The following is an 18,779-nucleotide window of genomic DNA, read 5'->3' on the forward strand; positions in this document are numbered from 1 at the left end:
GTGGACGCGGTCCGCGGTCGCGCTCTGGTCGCGGGCCAGGCCCGGGGGCGCCTGGCCTGGGCGCCCCTGGGCCTGAGTTTCTGGGGTGGCGTCGATCCGGCCAGCGGCCGGGTGATCGATCGCCACCATCCCCTGCACGGTCTGGAGCTGGCCGGGCGCATCCTGGCCATCCCCAGCGGACGTGGCTCCTGTACCGGCAGCGCCGTGCTCCTGGAGCTGTTGCTGGCGGGACGCGGGCCGGCGGCCTTGCTGCTGGCCGAGCCGGACGAGATCCTCAGCCTCGGCGCCATCGTCGCGGAGGAATTGTTCGGCTGTTCCCTGCCGGTGGTCAGCCTGGGCGCCAAGGCCTTTGCGGCCCTGGCCGAGCAGGACGAGATCGCGGTAGCCGATGACTGGGTCGGAACGCCGGATAGCTACTTTCCCGAAATGGAACCGCCTGACATCGCCGAGCTCCAGCTGAGCGTGACCGACCAGGCGATGCTGGATGGCGCCCAGGGCAAGGCCGTCCAGGCGGCCATGAAGATCCTGGTACGCATGGCGCAGCTGCAGGGCGCCCGCGAACTGCTCGACATCACCCAGGCGCATATCGACGGCTGTATCTACACCGGCCCGGCCAGCCTGGCCTTTGCCCAGCGGCTGGTGGAGTGGAGCGGTCGGGTGCGGGTGCCCACCAGTCTCAATGCGGTGTCCGTGGACCAGCGTCGTTGGCGTGAGCAGGGCGTCGACCCGGCGCTGGGCGAGCCGGCCAGTGCCCTGGCCGAGGCCTATGTGGCCTTGGGTTGTCGCCCCACCTTCACCTGTGCGCCCTATCTGCTGGACAGCGCTCCGACCCTGGGCGAGCAGGTGGTCTGGGCCGAATCCAATGCCGTGGTCTTCGCCAACAGCGTGCTGGGGGCGCGTACCCAGAAGTACGCCGACTTCCTCGACATCTGCACCGCCCTGACCGGTCGAGCACCCCTGGCCGGCTGCCATCTGGACAGCGGCCGCCGCGCGGGCAAGGTCTTCCGGATCAGCGTACCCGAGGGCCATGACGACGCCTTCTATCCGCTGCTCGGCTACTGCATCGGCCTGCGTTCGCCCACCCGGATCCCTGCGGTGCTGGGGCTGGAACAGGCCCAGCCCAGCCGCGACGATCTCAAGGCCTTTGGCGCCGCCTTCGCCACCACCTCGGCAGCACCGCTGTTCCACCTGGTCGGGGTGACGCCCGAGGCGCCGACCCTGGCTGCAGTGGCCGCGCCTGAACTGGAAATCGAAGACATAGGCCTGGCTGACTTGCGCCAGGCCTGGGCCGAGCTGGATAGCGCCTCCACGCGCGAGGTGCAGTTGGTGGCCTTGGGCAACCCCCATTTTTCCGCCGAGGAATGCCAGCAGCTGGCCGATCTCTGCCGCGGCCGGCACCGGCATCCCCAGGTGGCCCTGGTCATCACCCTGGGTCGCGAGGTGCGCGCCGCCGCCGAGCGCAGTGGTGCCCTGGCCCAGCTGGAGGTCTTTGGTGCCCAACTGGTGGGCGATACCTGCTGGTGCATGCTCGGCGAACCCCTAGTACCGCCTCATGCCCGCACCCTGCTGACCAACTCCGGCAAGTTCGCCCACTACGGTCCGGGCCTCACCGGCCGCGAGCTGCGCTTCGCCGGCCTGGCTGCCTGTGTGGAGGCGGCCTGCACGGGCCTGGCACCGCCAGGACCACCCGACTGGCTCGCGCCGGTGGACTTATCCACCTAGCCACGGGGCCGAGTTCTGTGCAGGAAATCCGTGGATCGTCCTGTGGATAAGCTTGGCATAGCCGGTCGCGAGGCCCAGGGTGCCTGGCCCGGCAGGAACTGCTCAAAAAATCGCCAGTGCACAAAAAGCTGTTGGCTACCAAGGCGTTATGGCTGATCGGTCGGATTCCGTCCGATCTGGGTATTCGCCTGACCAATGTCCCTGAGCTATCGTGAGCCTCGGCCAAAATCCCCTCGCAGAAGGAATCTTTCATGTCTTCGATCTTCATTACCGGTGCCACCTCCGGTTTCGGCGCCGCCACCGCTCGCCGCTTCGCCAAGGACGGCTGGTCGATCGTCATCACCGGCCGCCGCGAGGATCGCCTGCACGCCCTGGCCGAGGAATTGTCCGGTCAGGCCAAGGTGCTGCCGCTGGTGCTGGACGTCCAGGATCGCGCCGCCGTGGAAGCCGCGGTCGCCGGCCTGCCCGAGGAATTCAACCAGCTGCGCGCCCTGGTCAACAATGCCGGTCTGGCGCTGGGCAACACTCCGGCGCAGAGCTGCGACCTGGACGACTGGGACACCATGGTCGATACCAACATCAAGGGCATGCTCTATTGCACCCGCCTGTTGCTGCCGCGGCTGATCGCCCATGGCGCCGGCGCCGGCATCGTCAACCTGGGCTCGGTCGCGGGTGACTATCCCTATCCGGGCAGCCACGTCTATGGCGCCACCAAGGCCTTCCTCAAGCAGTTCAGCCTGAGCCTGAGATCGGACCTGCTGGGCACTGGGGTACGGGTGACCAACATTGAGCCGGGCCTGTCGGAAAGCGAATTCTCGGTGGTGCGTTTTGGGGGTGACAAGGCCAAGGCCGATGCCGTCTATGCGGGCACCGAACCGCTGACGCCCGATGACATCGCCGAATCCATCCACTGGGCGCTGAACCAGCCCAAGCACGTGAACATCAACCGTATCCAGCTGATGGCGACCTGCCAGGCGTTCAACAACTTCAACATCCACCGCAAGAGCTAGGGCGCTCGCTAGCGCTCCTCCTCCGCCCGGCCGATGAAACGGATCGGCCGGGTGGCGAGCAGCCCTGGTCTTGTCCTGCTCGCGACGGCACTCATTGCCCGGTTCCCAGCATCAGGCTGCTGTCAGCAGGAACGCGGACAGCCTCGGGTAGTTTGCCTTGCGCCAGTAGTGGAGTCTTCAGGAGGGCCGTCACGACCTGGATGCGGCCATGACTCCAGGTGTTGCTCATACGGCTTGCTCCGGATAGTAGGGGCACAGGTGGCCGGACGGCGCTCGGTCTACCCGGCTGCGGGTTTGGACGGCGCAAGGGTGTCGGGAGACCGCGAACCGCTCTGGCCTGCGAGTTTTGTCAGCTTGCCGTCAGCCAGCTTTCAGCGATCCCTAAGGTTCTTCGGCAATAGTGGCGCCGGGCGTCTTGCCCGTCCTTCAGCCTGCCGGAGTCCTGCCGCGTGTCGTCCATCCCGAGCCCGGCGCGTCTGCGCCTCGAAAGCCTGGCGCTGTGCCTGCTGGCGGTGCTGCTGTTCACCCTGGGGCTGTGGGAGCAGCCCTTCATCGGCTTCGACGGCCGCTTCGCGCTGTTCGCCCAGGAGATGTTTCGTCACGGGGCCAGTGCCTTCCCGACCAGTTACGGACAGCCCTATCCGGACTATCCCGCGACCTCGACGCTGCTGATCGACGTCTTCGCCCAGCTGTTCGGCGAGGTCAATCGTCTGGCCACGGTGATTCCCACCGCGCTGGCCTCGGCGGCCATCGTCGGCCTGCTCTATCGCCTGCTGGCCGAGCGGTCCCGCGCCTGGGGCCTGCTGGCGGTACTGGTGCTGCTGCTCACCAATGGCTTTCTGGCCAAGGCCCGCTCCATCTGCCTGGACCAGTTCGTCACCCTGGCCGCACTGGGGTGTTTCTATCTGCTGTGGAGCGCTGATCAGCGCGGCCTGCCGCGACGGCGCGTCTTGGTTTTCTGCTGCATGGCGGCAGGCTTCGCGGTACGCGGTCCGTTGGGGTTGATCGAGCCCTGCGGGGTAGTCTGTCTCTACTGGCTGTTGCAGGGCGACTGGCGGCGCAGCCTTGGCTATGGTCTGGTCGGGGCCCTGGTGCTGGCGCTGTGCAGCGCGGTTTTGCTGGGGCTGGCCTGGCGTACCGGCGGCACGGTGTTCGTCGAAGACGTGATCCGCATGCAGGTCTCCGGGCGGCTGGACGATACCGACGGCGCCGGCTATCCCTGGTGGTACTTCCTGCAGCTGGGCCTCTATCGCTATGCGCCGGCCTTTCCCCTGGCGCTGTTCGCCCTGCCGACGCTGAGGCGTCACTGGAGGCTGCGCCATGCGCAGGCGGACAGCCGCCTGCTGATCCAGCTGGCCGGCTTCGCCGTGCTGATCGTGGTGGCCCTGTCGATACCCACCTTCAAGAAACCCTATTACATCCTGCCGGCCATTCCGGCCTGCGCCGCCCTCGGCGCCTGGGTGCTGCTGCAGGGACAGGGTGCCCTGGCCTGGGTACGGCGCCTGCTCCTGCCGCTGCTGGTGGTTTTCCCAGTGCTGCTCGGAGTGCTGGTCAAGCTGCAGCAACCCCGGCTCCAGGCCGCGGGTTGGTGGCCGCCGCTGGACATGCGGCTGCTGCTCGGCGCCTTCGGCATTCTGGCGCTATTCGCCCTGGTGGCCGCTTGGCGTGAACGGGGTGCCTTCCGCCTGGGCATGCCGCTCGCCGCGGCGGCGCTAGCGCAATGGCTGCTGATCGTTCTGGCGCTGGATCCGATGCAGGCGCTGCGCTACGACACCCGCGCCTTCGTCACGCGTCTGGAGAGTCTGCGTCAGGGGGAGCCGGGCCAGCTGGTGTTCTTTGGCCTGGGCCAGGACACCAAGGCCTTCCGTTATCTGATGAACCTCGACTACGACGTGCCCCTGCCGACCTTCATCGACATCGGCCAACCCGGGCAGCTGGCCCAGGTTGCGCGCCCCGCCTATGTGCTGCTCGACGCCGACAGCCAGGCGGCCCTGGCGAGTACTCCGCTGGCCAGCCGCCGACCGGTGCTGGAAGGCCGCTTCAACGACAATCGCTGGCAGGCCTACTACCTGCCCTGAGGCCGCTGTGATGACCGATTCGCCCGATTTCCATCGTCGCCGGCTGTGCCTGGCGCTGGCCGGTCTGCCGCTATTGGCCGCGTGCAAGCCGACCCAGCGCTATGGCCTGCCAGAGCACCGCGCCCACTGGTTCGAGCGCCACAGCTTCACGCCGCTCAGGCCATTGCCGTCGCGTACCAGTTTTGTCCTGGGCATGCTGCCCGATACCCAGTACTACAGCGAGAACAACCACGAGATGCAGCCCGACGGCCGGCGCATAGAGCGTTATGGCCACCTAGGCTATTCGCCGGCACTGGCCTTTCATGCCCAGACCCATTGGCTGGCGCACAACGCCGCGGCGCTGAACCTGCCGTTCGTGGTGCACCTGGGCGACCTGGTGGAAAACGCCGAGCAGCGTGGCGAATGGCTGCTGGCCAGCCACGCCATGGCACGTCTGGAAAGGGCCGGGGTGCCCTACAGCGTCATGACCGGGGATCACGATGTCGTCGAGCTCTACACCGAGGATCGCCTGCGCGACGGTCGCGAGCTCTTCACCCAGTATTTCGGTCGCGAGCGGGCGGCACGCCAGGCCACTTTTCTCGAGCGCGATGTCACCGGCCTCAACGAGGCCCATCGCTTCTCGGCGCTCGGCCAGGGCTTTCTGTTGCTGACGCTGGACTGGTGCCCCTCGGAGCAGAGCCTGGACTGGGCCCAGGGGGTGCTGGATCGTTATCCGCACCTGCCGACCATCCTCGCGTCGCACAACATCATCGACCTGGTGAACGGTCAGGCGGTGCTCTCCACCCGCCGCAACGACACCGGGGTGCGACTGTGGAACCGCTTGATCCGTCGCAACGACCAGATCTTCCTCACCCTCAACGGCCACAACCACGGCAGCGGTCATCTGCGGCTGACCAATGACCTGGGCCATCCGGTGGATCTCCTACTGATCAACTATCAGACCGAATACGCCGGCGGCAACGGCCTGCTGCGGCTGCTGGAGCTGGACCTGGCGCGCGGGCGGCTGGAGGCCTTCACCTATTCGCCCTGGGTCGCCTATCGCCAGCAGAGCGGCGACCTGCCCGTGCGTCTGGGCAGCGATCCACGCGATACCTACTCCGCCGAGGTCCTGGCGCCCCTGGCATCGACGCAGTTCGATAACAGATTCGTGCTGGAGGTGGACTTCGCCAAGCGCTTCGCCGGCTTTGGCGGTTATACCGCCCAGATGCCGGCGGTGGCGGAAGAGGGCGTGCTGGCGCGGCTGCGCCAGCAGTTGGGGATCGCCTGACGGATCAGGCGGCGAGCAGCCAGCCACCGGCCACGGCGGTGGCGATGCCGGCGAGTCGTACCAGCGGCGCGGCGGCCTGGGGCAGGTAGCGCACCACGGCATAGCCCAGGCCATGCAGGGCAGCGGTCGCGGTGACGAAGCCCAGGGCGTAGGCCCAGGGATTGCCCATCTCCGGCAATTCCAGGCCGTGGGCCACGCCGTGGAAGAGGGCGAAGGCGGCGGTCAGGCCAACGGCGGCGGCGACCGGCGGCCGGGCGGCCAGCGCCACCAGCAGTCCCAGCGCCAGCACCGAGGCGGCGATGCCGGTCTCCATGAAGGGAATCTCCAGGCCAGTGAAGCCCAGCAGGCCACCGATCAGCATGGTGCCGACAAAGGTGCAGGGCAGCGCCAGGCGCGCCTTGCCCTGTTGCTGGGCGGCCCAGAGACCCACGGCGAGCATGGCCAGCAGGTGGTCGAGACCGGTCAGGGGATGCAGCACCCCGGCGGCCAGCCCGTTCTCGGCGTGCCCGGGGTGAGCGAAGGCCAAGGCCGGTGCGAGCAGCAGGGCGGCGGTGGCGAGGATCTTGGCGTGTCTCATGGGAGCTCCTTGGGGGGTGAAATCCTGGGTTCAGGCAGCGGTCAGCAGACCCTGTTTCTCGATGAAGGCAATGATGTCCTCAAGGCCCAGGCCGGTCTTCTGGTTGCTGAAGACGAAGGGCTTGTCGCCGCGCATCTTGCGGGTATCGCGATCCATCACTTCCAGGGAGGCACCGACCTGTTCGGCCAGGTCGATCTTGTTGATCACCAGCAGATCCGACTTGCAGATGCCGGGGCCGCCCTTGCGCGGCAGCTTGTCGCCGGCCGAGACGTCGATGACATAGAGCGTGAGGTCCGACAGCTCCGGGCTGAAGGTGGCGGAGAGGTTGTCGCCCCCGGACTCCACCAGGATCAGATCCAGCCCGGGAAAGCGCCGGTTGAGCTGGTCGACCGCTTCCAGGTTGATGGAGGCGTCTTCGCGGATGGCGGTGTGCGGACAGCCGCCGGTTTCCACGCCCAGGATGCGCTCGGGCGCCAGGGCCTCGTTGCGCACCAGGAAGTCGGCATCCTCGCGGGTGTAGATGTCGTTGGTCACCACCGCCAGGTTGTAGCGCTCGCGCAGGGCGCGGCAGAGGGCCAGGGTGAGGGCGGTCTTGCCGGAGCCGACCGGTCCGCCGATACCGACGCGCAGGGGTTGGGTAGTCATCAGAGGATCTCCTAGGAACGGAACAGGCGGCTGTACTGCCGCTCGTGGGCCATGCTGCTGAGGGCAAGGCCGAAGGGGGCGCCGCCCCAGGCCGCTTCGGGCAGGGCGGTAGCCTGCTCGGTCGCGGTGGCCAGGGTCGGCAGCAGCAGGGAGGTGAGGCGTTGGGCGGCTTGCTGGCCCAGTGGCAGGGTCTTCATCAGCACCGCCAGCTGGTTTTCCAGCCAGGTCCACAGCCAGGCTTCCAGGGCGGCTTGGGGCGTGATCGCCCAGGCGCGGGCGGCCAGCGCCCAGCCCAAGGCGAAGGTCGGTGGCAACTCGCTCAGCAGGCGCCGACTGGCATCGTCCAGCTCCGGCAGGCCGAGCATCAGCTGCGCCAGGGAATAGCCGGTCTGGCGGCTTTCCAGCTGGAATTCCGCGGTTTCGCGACTGGCGCGGTGCCGGTCGGCCAGCTCGCTCAGCCTCGTCCAGTCCGCCGCAGCCGCGGCTTCGCAGTGGGCCAGCAGCAGGGGTGCTTCGAAGCGCGCCAGGTTGAGTTCGAGGCTGTCGCGCAGCCAGACCTCGGCCTCCGCCGCGGTGCGGATCAGGCCGCTGTCGATGGCCAGCTCCAGGCCCTGGGAGTAGCTGTAGCCGCCGATGGGTAGCTGAGGGCTGGCCAGGCGCAACAGGGCGAAGGGCGGATTCACGTACGCACGCCGAAATGGTGCAGCTTGGGTGCGTAGTTGAAGCCCTCTTCGCCATGGCGCGAGTGGTGATGACCGCCACCGTAGGCGCCATGCTCGGGCTGGAAGCCGGCCTCGATCTCGCTGACCTGGGCACCTAGCTGTTCCAGCATGGCCTTGAGCACATAATCGTCCAGCAGCCGCAGCCAGCCGTCACCGATCTGCAAGGCCACATGACGATTGCCCAGATGGTAGGCGGCGCGAGTCAGCTCGAAGGCGCTGGCGCAGGTCACGTGCAGCAGCTTTTCCGGGCGTGCGACGACCCGCACGATGCGGCCGTCGCGGGCTTCCAGACAGTCGCCATCGGCCAGCGGCGGTTGCCCGCGCTCAAGAAACAGGCCGACGTCTTCGCCGGCGCTGGTCATGGCTCTCAGGCGACTCTTGCTGCGAGCGTCGTAGGTGAGGTGCAGTTCGGCGTCCCAGGTGTCCCGGGGGGCGCAACGGTGGTGAACGACCAGCATGGCAGGGCTCTTGGCAGTTTTGCCCAGCTCTACAGCAAGTGGCCTGCCAAACCCGTTGATTCGCCTGGTTCTGGGGCACTCGACGTGGCCACTGCGCTCAAGTTGCGCCGATTTGGTGCGCCATGGCGCTGGCCAGCAGACCGATGCCCTCCTTTGGGGCATCAGTGCGCTCGGTGCGCCGCCAGTGCTTGCTGCCGATCAGGATCAGCTTGAGCTGCTGCACCATCTTTGCCGCCGGCCACAGATGACGCGGCGTGGTAGCGGGTGGCGGATCGATCAGCTCCGGCAGGGTGGCGAACACCGTCTTCACTACCAGATCGGCCAGGACGTCGATCTGCGACGGCGTCAGGTGCGGTAGACGGCCCAGGGCGAGCAGGTCGCGGGCCAGGTCCTGGGTGATGCGCTGACGCAGATCGGCGATGGCCTGGCGCACCGCCAGGGAGCCGCCGTATTGTTCGCGGGCGAGAAAGAGGAACTGGTCGCGGTTGTCGCCCACCGCACGGAGAAAGATCTCCACCGAGGCCTCGATCATGCCGCGCTGCTGCAGTTCGTGATGCCGCACCTGGCGCAGGGCCGCGCGAAAGGTGTCGCCCACTTCGGCCACCAGTGCCAGGCCAAAGGCTTCCATGTCGGCGAAATGGCGATAGAACCCCGCCGGAACGATACCGGCCTGGCGACTCACCTCGCGCAGGCTGAGGCTGCCGAAACCGCGGCCGCTGTTCATCAGCAGGCGCGCCGACTCCAGCAGCGCCTGGCGCGTTTGCAGCTTCTGCTGGGCACGAATCGACATGGGAGCTATCCAGAAGGCGAGGCGGCACTGTAGCAAAGGATGCCCTTGCTGACTGCAAGGCTTTTGGCCGACCGCCGGGTGGTAGTCTCTGGCCCGAGTCTTGCCATGAGCGCACCATGAATCTCGACAACCGTATCAAGTTCCGGCATCTGCTGTGCTTTCTGGAGATCGCCCAGCAGCGCAGCTTCGCCAAGGCGGCCGATGCCATCGCCGTGTCCCAGCCGGCCATTTCCAAGACCATGCGCGAACTCGAGGAGATCCTCGAGGTGCGCCTGTTCGAGCGTGGCAAGGGCGAGGTGGTGCCGACCGAGGCGGGCCTGCTGTTCCTGCGCCATGCCGGTCCCTGCGTCCAGGCGTTGCGCGAGGGGATGCAGCTGGTGCGCGGCGGCGAGGCCGGCGGCCTGGTGCGGGTCGGGGTCCTGTCGACGGTGGAAAGCCAGGTCCTGCCCGAGGTCCTGGCGCGCTTGCACGCTCGCCATCGGCAACTCATCGTCAATGTCGCCACCGGACCCAGCGCCTACCTGTTGGGCCAGCTGCGGGTCGGCGATCTGGATCTGGTGGTCGGCCGCATGACCGACAGCCCCGACATCCACGGCCTGGATTTCGAGCACCTCTATACCGAGGCCCTGACCCTGGTGGTCCGTCCGGGGCATCCGCTGAGCCAGGCCCTGCCGGCGGACCTCGCGACTCTGGCGCGCTATCCCCTGGTGTTGCCGCTGCCCGGCACCACCATCCGCCGCCACGCCGAGAGTCTCTTCGTGCAGTGCGGCATCCCGCTCAGCCCCCAGCGACTGGAAACGCTGTCGCCGACGCTGAGCCGCCAGTATGTCCGCCAGAGCGATGCCCTGTGGGTCGCCCCGCTGGATGCGGTGCGTCGCGACCTGGCCACCGGCGAACTGGTCGAGGTGCAACTCGGGGTTCGGGAAGCCGGTGGCTCGGTGGGCATCTGCCGCAACGGCAGCCAGTCCATGTCCCTGGCTACCCAGAGATTCTGTGATGTCTTGCGTGAGGTTGCGGGTGAGCTGACCCATAACCCATAGGTTATGTGGGGAGGCGCAGCTTTCAATTCAGCCGGATAGCCCAGTGGTCCACACTGGGCTCAGCCAGATCCTGGCCCCGATCCTTCCGTGGAGCATTCCAATGCATAACAAGCCCCACGACGTACGCTACGTCGCCCGTGATCGCACCTGGCATCCCCAGGCCTATACGCCCGCCTACAAATCCTCGATTCCGCGCTCGCCGCGCCAGGCGCTGGTGAGCCTGCAACATCAGACGGCGTCCGAGCGCACCGGCCCGGACTTCTCGCGGTTGCCCCTGGGGTCGCATGACAACGACCTGCTGCTCAACTTCGGCACCGGCCAATTGCCCCAGGGCGAGCGTATCGTGCTGTTCGGTACCCTGCGTGACCAGTTCGGCAAGCCGGTGCCCAATTCCCTGGTGGAGATCTGGCAGGCCAATGCCGGTGGCCGCTATCGGCACAAGAACGACGTCTACCTGGCACCCCTGGACCCCAACTTCGGTGGCGTTGGCCGCACCCGCACCGACAGCCAGGGCAACTACGTCTTCCGCACCGTCCGCCCCGGTCCCTATCCCTGGCGCAACGGTAGCAATGACTGGCGCCCGGCGCACATCCACGTCTCGGTCATGGGTCCGGCCATCGCCACCCGGCTGATCACCCAGCTGTACTTCGAGGGCGATCCGCTGATCCCGCTGTGCCCCATCGTCAAGTCCATCGCCGATCCTGACGCCGTGCAGACCCTCATCGCCCGCCTGGACATGAGCATGGCCAACCCCATGGATTGCCTGGCCTACCGTTTCGACATCGTCACCCGCGGCGCGCGGCAGACGTTCTTCGAACATCACTGAGGACGCGCGAGATGACGCCCAACTATCAAGCTCTGCTGCCGGAAACCCCCTCCCAGACCGCCGGCCCCTATGTGCATATCGGCCTGGCCCTGGCGGCCGCCGGTATCCCTACTCGCGACGTCGAGATCTGGAACGAATTGGCCAAGCCCGGCGCCCCTGGCGAGCACATCCTGCTCACCGGCCAGGTGTTCGACGGCAACGGCAACCTGGTGCGTGACTCCTTCCTGGAGTTCTGGCAGGCCGATCATGAGGGGCAGTACGACCCGGTCTACGACGTCGAGAAGGCCTTCAACGGCTTCGGCCGCACCGCCACCACCTTCGACGCCGGCGACTGGACGCTCCACACCATCAAACCCGGCCAGGTCGCCGACCAGCGCGGCCAGCCCATGGCCCCGCACATCAACGTCACCCTGTTCGCGCGCGGCATCAACATCCACCTGCAGACCCGGCTCTACTTCGACGACGAAGCCGAGGCCAATGCCCGCTGCCCGGTCTACAACCTGCCGGAGCCGGAGCGCCGGGCTACCCTGCTGGCGCGCCGTTGCGAGATCGATGGCCGCCTGGCCTATCGCTTCGACATCCACCTGCAGGGTCCGCAGGAAACCGTCTTCTTCGATATCTAGCGTTGTAGACAGCAAAAAGCCCTGCCAAGGCAGGGCTTTTTCGTGGGCGCCAACCGCAGGTCAGATGCGGTAGGTGGTCTTGGTCATGACCTTGGACATCAGGCTCATGCCGTATTTGACCGGCGTGGGAAAGCGCCAGCCCCCAGCCGCCAGGGCGTGCTCGGCATGCTGTTCCTCGTCGATGCGCATCTGCTCCAGCACCGCCCGCGACTTGGCGTCGGCTGCCGGCAGCTTTTCCAGGTGTTCATCCAGATGGCGGCAGACCTGGTCCTCGGTGGCGGCGACGAAGCCCAGGCTCAGGCGATCGCTGATCAATCCGGCACCGGCGCCGATCCCGAAGGACAGGCCATAGAACAGCGGATTGAGCAGGCTGGGGCGCTCACCCAGGGCGCGGATGCGCTGCTCGCACCAGGCCAGGTGGTCGATCTCTTCGTCCGCCGAACGCTCCATTTCCTCCCGGACTTCCGGCAGCTTGGCGGTCAGCGCCTGGCCCTGGTACAGCGCCTGGGCACAGACCTCGCCCGTGTGGTTGATGCGCATAAGGCCGGCTGCGTGGCGCCGCTCCTCGTCGCTGAGCTCGGCATCCTTGAGCGGAATGGCCGGCGAGCTGCGCGTGGGAGCGCCGCTGAAGGGTGTCAGGGTACGCAGGGCGGTATCGGCCTGGATCAGCAGCCGATCGAGCGGGGAGTAGAGGCGCTTGGAGCGCATGGTGATCTCCTTGGCGGGCGAGGGAAGGGCAGGGCGATACTCAGCCCGGCGGCCAGGTCATCTGCCGCTTGCCCAGCACATGCATATGGATGTGATAGACCGTCTGGCCACCCAGGGCGTTGCAATTCATCGCCACGCGGAAGCCTTCCTCGCACCCCTGCTCCTGCGCCAGGCGCTGCGCGGTGAAGAGGATGTGCCCGGCGAGCTGCTTGTCGTCGGCCTCGCTGAGGTCGTGCAGGGTCGCGATGTGCTTCTTGGGTATGACCAGAAAATGCACGGGTGCCTGTGGGGCGATGTCATGGAAGGCCATGACCTGATCGTCCTCGTAGAGCACCTTGGCCGGAATGTCCCCGGCGACGATCTTGCAGAACAGACAATCCACGTCGATCTCCTGCTGGCTGAATAGACCCGAAGTGTAACAGCGGCTATGCCCTGGGGTCAGGTGCCGCCGGTGACATCACCCTTACGCCGGCTGAAAGAGTTTGCCGACCCGCGCCGCGATCACGCGAACGAGGGCACGAGGGAAGATGCGCGGCAACAGGCTGCCCAGGCGATTGCGCCAGCCCGGCACGATCACCGCCTGGCGCCGCTCCAGCCCGCGGACGGCGGCCAGGGCCACCTCCTCGGCGGACATCAGCAGCTTGCCCTGCTCCATGCGCCCGGTATGCAGGCCGGCGTTCTTGAAGAAGGCGGTCTTGGTCGGACCTGGGCAGAGCACCGACACCGACACCCCGCGTCCCTTGAGCTCTTCGCGCAGACCCTCGGAGAAATGCAGTACATAGGCCTTGGTCGCCGCATAGCTGCTCATGTAGGGAATGGGCTGGAAAGCCGCGGTGGAGGCCACGTTGAGGATCTGACCGCCACCCTGGATCGCCATGTGCTGGCCCAGGGCGTGACAGAGTCGGGTCAGCGCCAGGATGTTCAGCTCCAGCTGTTCCTGCACCCGCGGCCAGTCTGCTTCGAGAAAGTCCCCGCCGCTGCCGATCCCGGCGCAGTTGACCAGCAGGCCGATGGCACGCTCGCTCTGCTCCAGCTCATGCAGCAGCCCGGTCAGGTGCAGGGGCTCGGACAGGTCGCAGACGCGGTAGAGCACCTCCACGTCGAAGCGCTGGGCCAGTTCGGCGGCGATGCTCTCCAGCTTGTCCTTGCGCCGGGCGAGCAGGATCAGGGGCTGACCCCGCCGCGCCAGGGCCTCGGCCAGGGCCAGGCCGATCCCGCACGAGGCGCCGGTTACCAGGGCATAACGCTGCATACTGCTTTCTCCAGGATAGTGCCGGTCGTCGGCGAGGTCCGCCACGGACCTAGTAGGGTTTGACCACCACCAGGATGACGATGGCGATGAGCACCAGCACCGGTACCTCATTGAACCAGCGATAGAACACATGGCTGCGCTTGTTCTCGCCGCGCTCGAATTTCTTGCGCATGGCGCCACAGACATGGTGATAGCCGATCAGCACCACCACCAGTGCCAGCTTGGTGTGCATCCAGCCCTGGGTCAGCCAGCTCGGATTGATCACCAGCAGGCCGATGCCGAACACCAGCGTGAGGATCATCGCCGGCAGCATGATGCCGCGGTACAGCTTGCGCTCCATCAGGCAGAAGCGCTCATGACTCACGGCGTCGCTGCTCTGGGCGTGGTAGACGAACAGTCGCGGCAGATAGAACAGGCCGGCGAACCAGCAGACCAGGGCAATCAGGTGAAAGGCTTTGAACCATAGATAGAGCATCGGGGCGTTCTCCTTATCAGGCGGCGCGATATTAGAGTGGCGCTGCCGGCAAGTCATTCACTCCGGTCGTCTCGGCTGACAGCCCACGGTCGCGCAATAGTTGACCGTTTTGCTCGGGCAAGCGGATAATTTCGAGACTGAATTGTGTTCGGCGCAAGCCGGGAGACTACGGCAATGACCATTGAAACCTTCACCCCGACCCCCCTGCAGTTCACCCTGGGCGCGGCCAGCAAGGTGAAGAACCTGATCGAGGAAGAGGGCAATCCCCGCCTGAAGCTGCGCGTCTTCGTCACGGGTGGCGGCTGCTCGGGCTTCCAGTACGGCTTCACCTTCGATGAAGATTCCGCGGATGACGACACCGTCATCGAGCGCGATGGCGTGCATCTGGTGGTGGACCCCATGAGCTTCCAGTACCTGGCCGGCGCCGAGGTGGATTACCAAGAAGGCCTGGAAGGCTCGCGCTTCGTCATCAAGAACCCCAACGCCGCCACCACCTGCGGCTGCGGTCAGTCCTTCTCCATCTGACCTGAGCCGTGCCCGGCCTAGCGCGGGTAGAGTGCGCCCAGGACCCGGAGCCCGCTGGCTCCGGTGACCTCGGGGCAATTGCCGGGTAGCCGTTCGCAGAAGCGCTGGGCCAACCAGGCGAAAGCCATGGCTTCCATCCAGTCCGGCGATACCTCATAGGCTGCGGTACTCTGTACCTTCGCGGGTGCCAGGTGCCGGGCCAGGCGCTTCATCAGGTCGACATTGTGCGCACCGCCGCCACAGACCAGCACCTCGTCCACCGTCTGGGCCGTGCGGATGCTCTCGGCGATGCTTCTGGCGCTCAGCTCGGCCAGGGTGGCCTGGACGTCAGCGGGATCCAGGGCGGCGTGCTGTCCAAGATGCTGCTGCAACCAGCGCAGATTGAAATGCTCGCGACCGGTACTCTTCGGTCCGCTCTTCACGAAGAAGGGGTCGCTCAGCAGCCGCTGCAGGAGCGTTGGGACGACCTGTCCCTGCGCTGCCCAGGCGCCGTTCGCGTCGAAGTGCAGCCCCTGGCTGTGATGGATCCAGGCATCCAGCAGTACATTGCCCGGTCCGCAATCGAAGCCGCGCACTGGCAGCCCCGGCGCCAGCAGGGTCACATTGCTGAAGCCGCCGATATTGAGCACTGCGCGTGGGCGATCCAGGCCGAACAGGTCGGCATGGAAGGCTGGCACCAGGGGAGCGCCCTGGCCACCCGCGGCGAGATCACGACGGCGGAAATCGGCCACCACGTCGATGCCGCTCAGCTCGGCCAGGAGGGCGGCGTCGCCGATCTGCAGGGTATAACCCTGCGCTGGCAGGTGGCGAATGGTCTGGCCATGGCTACCTACGGCGCGGATGTCGTCCGGTGTCAGCCCCTGTTGCTCGAGCAATTCGGCGATGCCCTGGGCGGCCAGCCTCACCCAGGCCTGCTCGGCCTGGGCGATGCGCTCGATCTCGTTGTCCCCAGGCGCGCACAGGGCCAGCAGCTCGCCACGCAAGGCGTCGGGCATGGGCATGCCCAGGGCGGCGACGAAGCGGGTCCGTTCCTCCTGCTCGATCAGGGCGATATCCAGTCCATCCAGACTGGTGCCGGACATCACCCCCAGGTAGCGCGGCATCCTAGCGCTTGTTCATCGCGAGGAGCGAAGCCCGCTCCTGGTCCATACGGGCCATGAGCGGCTGGCTCTGGGCCAGGAAGCGCGAGATCTCGTTCTTGGCGATGGGATCGGCCATGGGCAACTTCACCCCAAGCGGATCGACGTGGTTGCCGTTGATGCGGAATTCGTAGTGCAGGTGCGGCCCGGTTGCCAGCCCGGTCATGCCCACGAAACCGATCACCTGGCCCTGCTTCACGGCCGTACCGGCCCGCATGCCCTTGGCTATCCGGCTCATGTGGCCGTAGACAGTGGTGTAGGTCTTGCCATGCTGGATCATCACCACGTTGCCGTAGCCATTCTCGCGACCGGATTTGACGATCTTGCCATCACCGGTGGCATGGATCGGCGTTCCGGTCGGCGCGGCGTAGTCGACGCCCTTGTGCGCCCGCATCTTGTTCAGCACCGGGTGGAAACGGCCCATGGTGAAGCGCGAGCTGATCCGCGAGAACTCCACCGGGGTACGGATGAAGGCCTTGCGCATGCTGCCGCCTTCCGCCGTGTAGTAGTTGGTGGTGCCGTTCTTCGCGGTGTAGCGCACTGCGGTAAAGGCCTTGCCCTTGTTCACGAAGCGAGCGGCCAGGATGTTGCCGTAGCCGACGTGCTTGCCGTTGACCACCTTGTCCTCGTACACCACCTCGAATTCGTCGCCTTCCTGGATGTCCAGCGCGAAGTCGATGTCGTAGCCGAAGATGTTGGCCAGCGCCATGGTCATGTCGTGCGACAGCCCGGCCTTCTGCGCCGAGGCGAACAGCGAACTGCTGATCCGACCCTGGGCATAGGCCTTGCGGATGTCCGGCGTAATGGTCTTGTGCTCGACCTCGTAGCCTTGGTCCGACTTGACCAGCGACAGGGTCTGCAGCGCGGTGAGCTTGGTGCGTACCGCCAGCAGTTCGCCGGAGGATTCACGCTGGAATTCGATTTTCTGACCTACCCGCAGGCGGGTCAGCTTCTTGGCTTCCTTGCTGCTGGCAATGACCTCGTGCACGACGGCGGCGGCAAGGCCGGCCCGCTCGAACAGTGTCGAGAGCGTATCGCCCTTGCGCACCGTCTCGGTCGTCCATTGCGGCTCGACGCTTTCGGTGGCGACGACCTCTTCTTCGGCAGGAGCTTCCTCGGCGTTCTGCTCGGCCGGTTGATCCGGGGAGATCTGGGCAAAGGGGGAGGTGGCCTGGGTGTCCGCACCTTGAGTATCGGAGAGCACTTGCTCCTTTAGATCATCCTGATCCTGCACGGCGCGCCTGGCGTCGTGTTCCACATCCAAATTGATGAAAGTACGTTTCGCCTCGACCTGCTGAGAGGGAAACACGAGCAAGGCCAGACTCAAGAGTGCGGCCACCCCGCTGGCGGCCACGAGGTGGCTTTTGGGGTAGAACGGACTTTTGGGGATTGGCTTCGTCATTTAGCTACAGTGATGATGTGACGTTAAAAGAAGTGAATAACTGCCTAAAATATAATCAAAAGCTAGCTGTCACAACCCTTTGGGGCGGTTGATCCGACGTGCCGGCTGGCGGCTACCAGGGGCATCTTGATAAGGTTCACGCTTTCGAAATTCAGAGGCAAAGCCCCTATGAAAACGGTCCAGGAGCAGCTGGCGGTCATCAAGCGTGGAGCAGATGAGCTGCTCGTCGAGTCAGAGCTTGTAACAAAACTGGAGCGCGGCACCCCGTTGCGCATCAAGGCAGGCTTCGATCCGACCGCCCCGGATTTGCACCTCGGCCACACTGTGCTTATCAACAAGCTGCGTCAGTTCCAGGAGCTGGGCCACCAGGTCATCTTCCTGATCGGCGACTTCACCGGCATGATCGGCGACCCCAGTGGCAAGAGCGCTACCCGCCCGCCGCTGACCCGCGAGCAGGTGCTGGAGAATGCCGAGACCTATAAGGCCCAGGTATTCAAGATCCTCGACCCGGCCCGTACCGAAGTGGCCTTCAACGCCACCTGGATGGACCAGCTGTCGCCGGCCGACTTCATTCGCCTCTCTTCTCAGTACACCGTGGCACGCATGCTGGAACGCGATGACTTCAGCAAGCGCTACGCCGGCAATCAGCCCATCGCCATCCACGAGTTCCTCTATCCCCTGGTCCAGGGCTATGACTCGGTCGCCCTGCGCGCCGATGTCGAGCTGGGCGGTACCGACCAGAAATTCAATCTGCTCATGGGGCGTGAGCTGCAGCGTGCCTACGGCCAGGAAGCCCAGTGCATCCTGACCATGCCATTGCTCGAAGGCCTGGATGGCGTCAAGAAGATGTCCAAGTCCCTGGGCAACTACGTCGGCATCCAGGAAGCCCCCGGCGTCATGTACAACAAGCTGGTGTCCATTCCCGACACCCTGATGTGGCGTTACTTCGAGCTGCTCAGCTTCCGCAGCCTGGAAGAGATTGCCCAATTCCGCAGCGACGTGGAGCAGGGCGCCAATCCCCGCGACATCAAGATCAAGTTGGCCGAAGAGATCGTCGCCCGCTTCCATGGTGAAGAAGCGGCGCAGACTGCCCATCGCTCTGCGGGCAATCGCATGAAGGAAGGCGAGCTGCCGGAGGACCTGCCTGAGATCGAGCTGGAAACCGATGCGCCGTTGCCAGTCGCTGCCGTCCTCAACAAGGCCGGCTTGGTGAAGAACGCAGCGGCTGCCCGGGACCTGCTGGCAGCCGGCAGCGTCAAGGTGGATGGCGAAGTGGTCGATCGTGGCTTCCAGTTCGAGATCGGCCGTACCTATATATGTCAGGCCGGCAAGAAGGCTTTTGCCCGCATCAGCGTCCGTCAGCAATAAAATTGAAATAACCTGTTGACGCCCTCCGAAACTCGCCTATAATGCGCCCCACTTCCGGCGCAGATGCTGAAGCGGCTTGAAAATCAAGCACTTAGGTCTGAGCTGGGCGAGGGGTCCACGGATTCTTCGCCATTTAGTTCTCGCCTTCGGGT

21 protein-coding genes are annotated in these 18,779 nt (G+C 65.8%); 9 read left to right on the forward strand and 12 right to left on the reverse strand.

Annotated features, from left to right (window positions below):
* Positions 1 to 1,722, forward strand: a complete 1,722-nt coding sequence (lhpI, locus tag PJ259_RS18490) for a cis-3-hydroxy-L-proline dehydratase (protein ID WP_271653754.1) — start codon at positions 1 to 3, stop codon at positions 1,720 to 1,722.
* 251 nt (positions 1,723 to 1,973) lie between these two features.
* Positions 1,974 to 2,732 carry an SDR family oxidoreductase gene (locus tag PJ259_RS18495; RefSeq protein WP_271653755.1) on the forward strand — a complete coding sequence of 253 codons (759 nt, stop codon included), beginning with the start codon at positions 1,974 to 1,976 and terminating at the stop codon, positions 2,730 to 2,732.
* A 91-nt stretch (positions 2,733 to 2,823) separates the two neighbouring features.
* Here PJ259_RS18495 and PJ259_RS18500 read toward each other — a convergent pair whose 3' ends face one another.
* Positions 2,824 to 2,961, reverse strand: coding sequence for a hypothetical protein (locus PJ259_RS18500; RefSeq protein ID WP_271653756.1), 138 nt, complete (start codon positions 2,959 to 2,961; stop codon positions 2,824 to 2,826).
* 220 nt (positions 2,962 to 3,181) lie between these two features.
* Between PJ259_RS18500 and PJ259_RS18505 the strand changes: the two genes are divergently transcribed.
* Both PJ259_RS18505 and PJ259_RS18510 read left to right on the forward strand, forming a co-directional pair.
* Complete coding sequence (locus tag PJ259_RS18505; protein WP_271653757.1) at positions 3,182 to 4,810, forward strand: ArnT family glycosyltransferase; 1,629 nt, start codon at positions 3,182 to 3,184, stop codon at positions 4,808 to 4,810.
* Positions 4,811 to 4,820: 10 nt separating this feature from the next.
* Complete coding sequence (locus PJ259_RS18510) at positions 4,821 to 6,077, forward strand: metallophosphoesterase (protein ID WP_271653758.1); 1,257 nt, start codon at positions 4,821 to 4,823, stop codon at positions 6,075 to 6,077.
* A 4-nt stretch (positions 6,078 to 6,081) separates the two neighbouring features.
* Here PJ259_RS18510 and PJ259_RS18515 read toward each other — a convergent pair whose 3' ends face one another.
* The 5 genes from PJ259_RS18515 to PJ259_RS18535 form a co-directional block, all read right to left on the reverse strand.
* Positions 6,082 to 6,654: a HupE/UreJ family protein gene (locus PJ259_RS18515; RefSeq protein WP_059313390.1), complete on the reverse strand. Its 573-nt coding sequence runs from the start codon at positions 6,652 to 6,654 to the stop codon at positions 6,082 to 6,084.
* A 30-nt stretch (positions 6,655 to 6,684) separates the two neighbouring features.
* Positions 6,685 to 7,299 carry an urease accessory protein UreG gene (gene ureG / locus PJ259_RS18520; RefSeq protein WP_059313391.1) on the reverse strand — a complete coding sequence of 205 codons (615 nt, stop codon included), beginning with the start codon at positions 7,297 to 7,299 and terminating at the stop codon, positions 6,685 to 6,687.
* An 11-nt stretch (positions 7,300 to 7,310) separates the two neighbouring features.
* On the reverse strand, positions 7,311 to 7,982 hold the full coding sequence (locus PJ259_RS18525) for an urease accessory protein UreF (protein WP_271653759.1): 672 nt from the start codon (positions 7,980 to 7,982) through the stop codon (positions 7,311 to 7,313).
* Positions 7,979 to 8,479 carry an urease accessory protein UreE gene (gene ureE / locus PJ259_RS18530; protein WP_059313393.1) on the reverse strand — a complete coding sequence of 167 codons (501 nt, stop codon included), beginning with the start codon at positions 8,477 to 8,479 and terminating at the stop codon, positions 7,979 to 7,981. The genes PJ259_RS18525 and ureE overlap by 4 nt, the downstream gene beginning before the upstream one ends.
* A gap of 97 nt (positions 8,480 to 8,576) precedes the next feature.
* Positions 8,577 to 9,269: a TetR family transcriptional regulator gene (locus PJ259_RS18535; protein ID WP_271653760.1), complete on the reverse strand. Its 693-nt coding sequence runs from the start codon at positions 9,267 to 9,269 to the stop codon at positions 8,577 to 8,579.
* 116 nt (positions 9,270 to 9,385) lie between these two features.
* Between PJ259_RS18535 and pcaQ the strand changes: the two genes are divergently transcribed.
* From pcaQ to pcaG, 3 genes are all read left to right on the forward strand, one after another.
* Complete coding sequence (gene pcaQ, locus PJ259_RS18540; protein ID WP_059313395.1) at positions 9,386 to 10,309, forward strand: pca operon transcription factor PcaQ; 924 nt, start codon at positions 9,386 to 9,388, stop codon at positions 10,307 to 10,309.
* Positions 10,310 to 10,409: 100 nt separating this feature from the next.
* A complete protein-coding gene (gene pcaH, locus PJ259_RS18545) occupies positions 10,410 to 11,135 on the forward strand; it encodes a protocatechuate 3,4-dioxygenase subunit beta (protein ID WP_271653761.1) in 726 nt (241 codons plus the stop codon).
* A gap of 11 nt (positions 11,136 to 11,146) precedes the next feature.
* The gene (gene pcaG / locus PJ259_RS18550; protein WP_271653762.1) at positions 11,147 to 11,758 is read left to right on the forward strand and encodes a protocatechuate 3,4-dioxygenase subunit alpha; all 612 of its coding nucleotides are present in this window, start codon (positions 11,147 to 11,149) and stop codon (positions 11,756 to 11,758) included.
* A 60-nt stretch (positions 11,759 to 11,818) separates the two neighbouring features.
* Here the strand turns inward: pcaG and coq7 are convergent, their stop codons facing one another.
* The 4 genes from coq7 to hemJ form a co-directional block, all read right to left on the reverse strand.
* Positions 11,819 to 12,466 carry a 2-polyprenyl-3-methyl-6-methoxy-1,4-benzoquinone monooxygenase gene (gene coq7, locus PJ259_RS18555; protein WP_059313398.1) on the reverse strand — a complete coding sequence of 216 codons (648 nt, stop codon included), beginning with the start codon at positions 12,464 to 12,466 and terminating at the stop codon, positions 11,819 to 11,821.
* A 40-nt stretch (positions 12,467 to 12,506) separates the two neighbouring features.
* Entirely contained in the window at positions 12,507 to 12,848 is a 342-nt protein-coding gene (locus PJ259_RS18560; protein ID WP_017642985.1) for a histidine triad nucleotide-binding protein, read from the reverse strand.
* Between the two features lie 81 nt (positions 12,849 to 12,929).
* On the reverse strand, positions 12,930 to 13,718 hold the full coding sequence (locus tag PJ259_RS18565) for an SDR family NAD(P)-dependent oxidoreductase (RefSeq protein WP_059313400.1): 789 nt from the start codon (positions 13,716 to 13,718) through the stop codon (positions 12,930 to 12,932).
* Positions 13,719 to 13,767: 49 nt separating this feature from the next.
* Positions 13,768 to 14,193 carry a protoporphyrinogen oxidase HemJ gene (gene hemJ, locus PJ259_RS18570; RefSeq protein ID WP_059313401.1) on the reverse strand — a complete coding sequence of 142 codons (426 nt, stop codon included), beginning with the start codon at positions 14,191 to 14,193 and terminating at the stop codon, positions 13,768 to 13,770.
* Between the two features lie 174 nt (positions 14,194 to 14,367).
* On the opposite strand from hemJ, the gene erpA reads away from it, so the two are divergent.
* Positions 14,368 to 14,718 (forward strand): iron-sulfur cluster insertion protein ErpA, encoded by a 351-nt coding sequence (gene erpA, locus PJ259_RS18575; RefSeq protein ID WP_007162616.1) that lies wholly within the window; start codon positions 14,368 to 14,370, stop codon positions 14,716 to 14,718.
* Between the two features lie 17 nt (positions 14,719 to 14,735).
* Here the strand turns inward: erpA and PJ259_RS18580 are convergent, their stop codons facing one another.
* The gene (locus PJ259_RS18580) at positions 14,736 to 15,821 is read right to left on the reverse strand and encodes an anhydro-N-acetylmuramic acid kinase (RefSeq protein ID WP_271653763.1); all 1,086 of its coding nucleotides are present in this window, start codon (positions 15,819 to 15,821) and stop codon (positions 14,736 to 14,738) included.
* A 1-nt stretch (position 15,822) separates the two neighbouring features.
* The gene (locus PJ259_RS18585; RefSeq protein ID WP_271653764.1) at positions 15,823 to 17,259 is read right to left on the reverse strand and encodes an OapA family protein; all 1,437 of its coding nucleotides are present in this window, start codon (positions 17,257 to 17,259) and stop codon (positions 15,823 to 15,825) included.
* A gap of 168 nt (positions 17,260 to 17,427) precedes the next feature.
* Between PJ259_RS18585 and tyrS the strand changes: the two genes are divergently transcribed.
* The gene (gene tyrS / locus PJ259_RS18590) at positions 17,428 to 18,627 is read left to right on the forward strand and encodes a tyrosine--tRNA ligase (RefSeq protein WP_271653765.1); all 1,200 of its coding nucleotides are present in this window, start codon (positions 17,428 to 17,430) and stop codon (positions 18,625 to 18,627) included.
* Positions 18,628 to 18,779 lie beyond the last annotated feature (152 nt).

Source organism: Pseudomonas sp. JBR1, assembly GCF_028198185.1.
In the GTDB taxonomy this organism is placed as follows: domain Bacteria; phylum Pseudomonadota; class Gammaproteobacteria; order Pseudomonadales; family Pseudomonadaceae; genus Chryseomonas; species Chryseomonas oryzihabitans_E.

Excerpts from the sequence above, each read along its gene's own strand:
- PJ259_RS18495 (WP_271653755.1), top strand. The coding sequence starts at position 1,974 with ATGTCTTCGATCTTCATTACCGGTGCCACCTCCGGTTTCGGCGCCGCC.
- PJ259_RS18500 (WP_271653756.1), bottom strand. The coding sequence starts at position 2,961 with ATGAGCAACACCTGGAGTCATGGCCGCATCCAGGTCGTGACGGCCCTC.
- PJ259_RS18510 (WP_271653758.1), top strand. The coding sequence starts at position 4,821 with ATGACCGATTCGCCCGATTTCCATCGTCGCCGGCTGTGCCTGGCGCTG.
- PJ259_RS18515 (WP_059313390.1), bottom strand. The coding sequence starts at position 6,654 with ATGAGACACGCCAAGATCCTCGCCACCGCCGCCCTGCTGCTCGCACCG.
- ureG (WP_059313391.1), bottom strand. The coding sequence starts at position 7,299 with ATGACTACCCAACCCCTGCGCGTCGGTATCGGCGGACCGGTCGGCTCC.
- ureE (WP_059313393.1), bottom strand. The coding sequence starts at position 8,479 with ATGCTGGTCGTTCACCACCGTTGCGCCCCCCGGGACACCTGGGACGCC.
- PJ259_RS18535 (WP_271653760.1), bottom strand. The coding sequence starts at position 9,269 with ATGTCGATTCGTGCCCAGCAGAAGCTGCAAACGCGCCAGGCGCTGCTG.
- pcaQ (WP_059313395.1), top strand. The coding sequence starts at position 9,386 with ATGAATCTCGACAACCGTATCAAGTTCCGGCATCTGCTGTGCTTTCTG.
- pcaH (WP_271653761.1), top strand. The coding sequence starts at position 10,410 with ATGCATAACAAGCCCCACGACGTACGCTACGTCGCCCGTGATCGCACC.
- pcaG (WP_271653762.1), top strand. The coding sequence starts at position 11,147 with ATGACGCCCAACTATCAAGCTCTGCTGCCGGAAACCCCCTCCCAGACC.
- coq7 (WP_059313398.1), bottom strand. The coding sequence starts at position 12,466 with ATGCGCTCCAAGCGCCTCTACTCCCCGCTCGATCGGCTGCTGATCCAG.
- PJ259_RS18565 (WP_059313400.1), bottom strand. The coding sequence starts at position 13,718 with ATGCAGCGTTATGCCCTGGTAACCGGCGCCTCGTGCGGGATCGGCCTG.
- hemJ (WP_059313401.1), bottom strand. The coding sequence starts at position 14,193 with ATGCTCTATCTATGGTTCAAAGCCTTTCACCTGATTGCCCTGGTCTGC.
- erpA (WP_007162616.1), top strand. The coding sequence starts at position 14,368 with ATGACCATTGAAACCTTCACCCCGACCCCCCTGCAGTTCACCCTGGGC.
- PJ259_RS18580 (WP_271653763.1), bottom strand. The coding sequence starts at position 15,821 with ATGCCGCGCTACCTGGGGGTGATGTCCGGCACCAGTCTGGATGGACTG.
- PJ259_RS18585 (WP_271653764.1), bottom strand. The coding sequence starts at position 17,259 with ATGACGAAGCCAATCCCCAAAAGTCCGTTCTACCCCAAAAGCCACCTC.
- tyrS (WP_271653765.1), top strand. The coding sequence starts at position 17,428 with ATGAAAACGGTCCAGGAGCAGCTGGCGGTCATCAAGCGTGGAGCAGAT.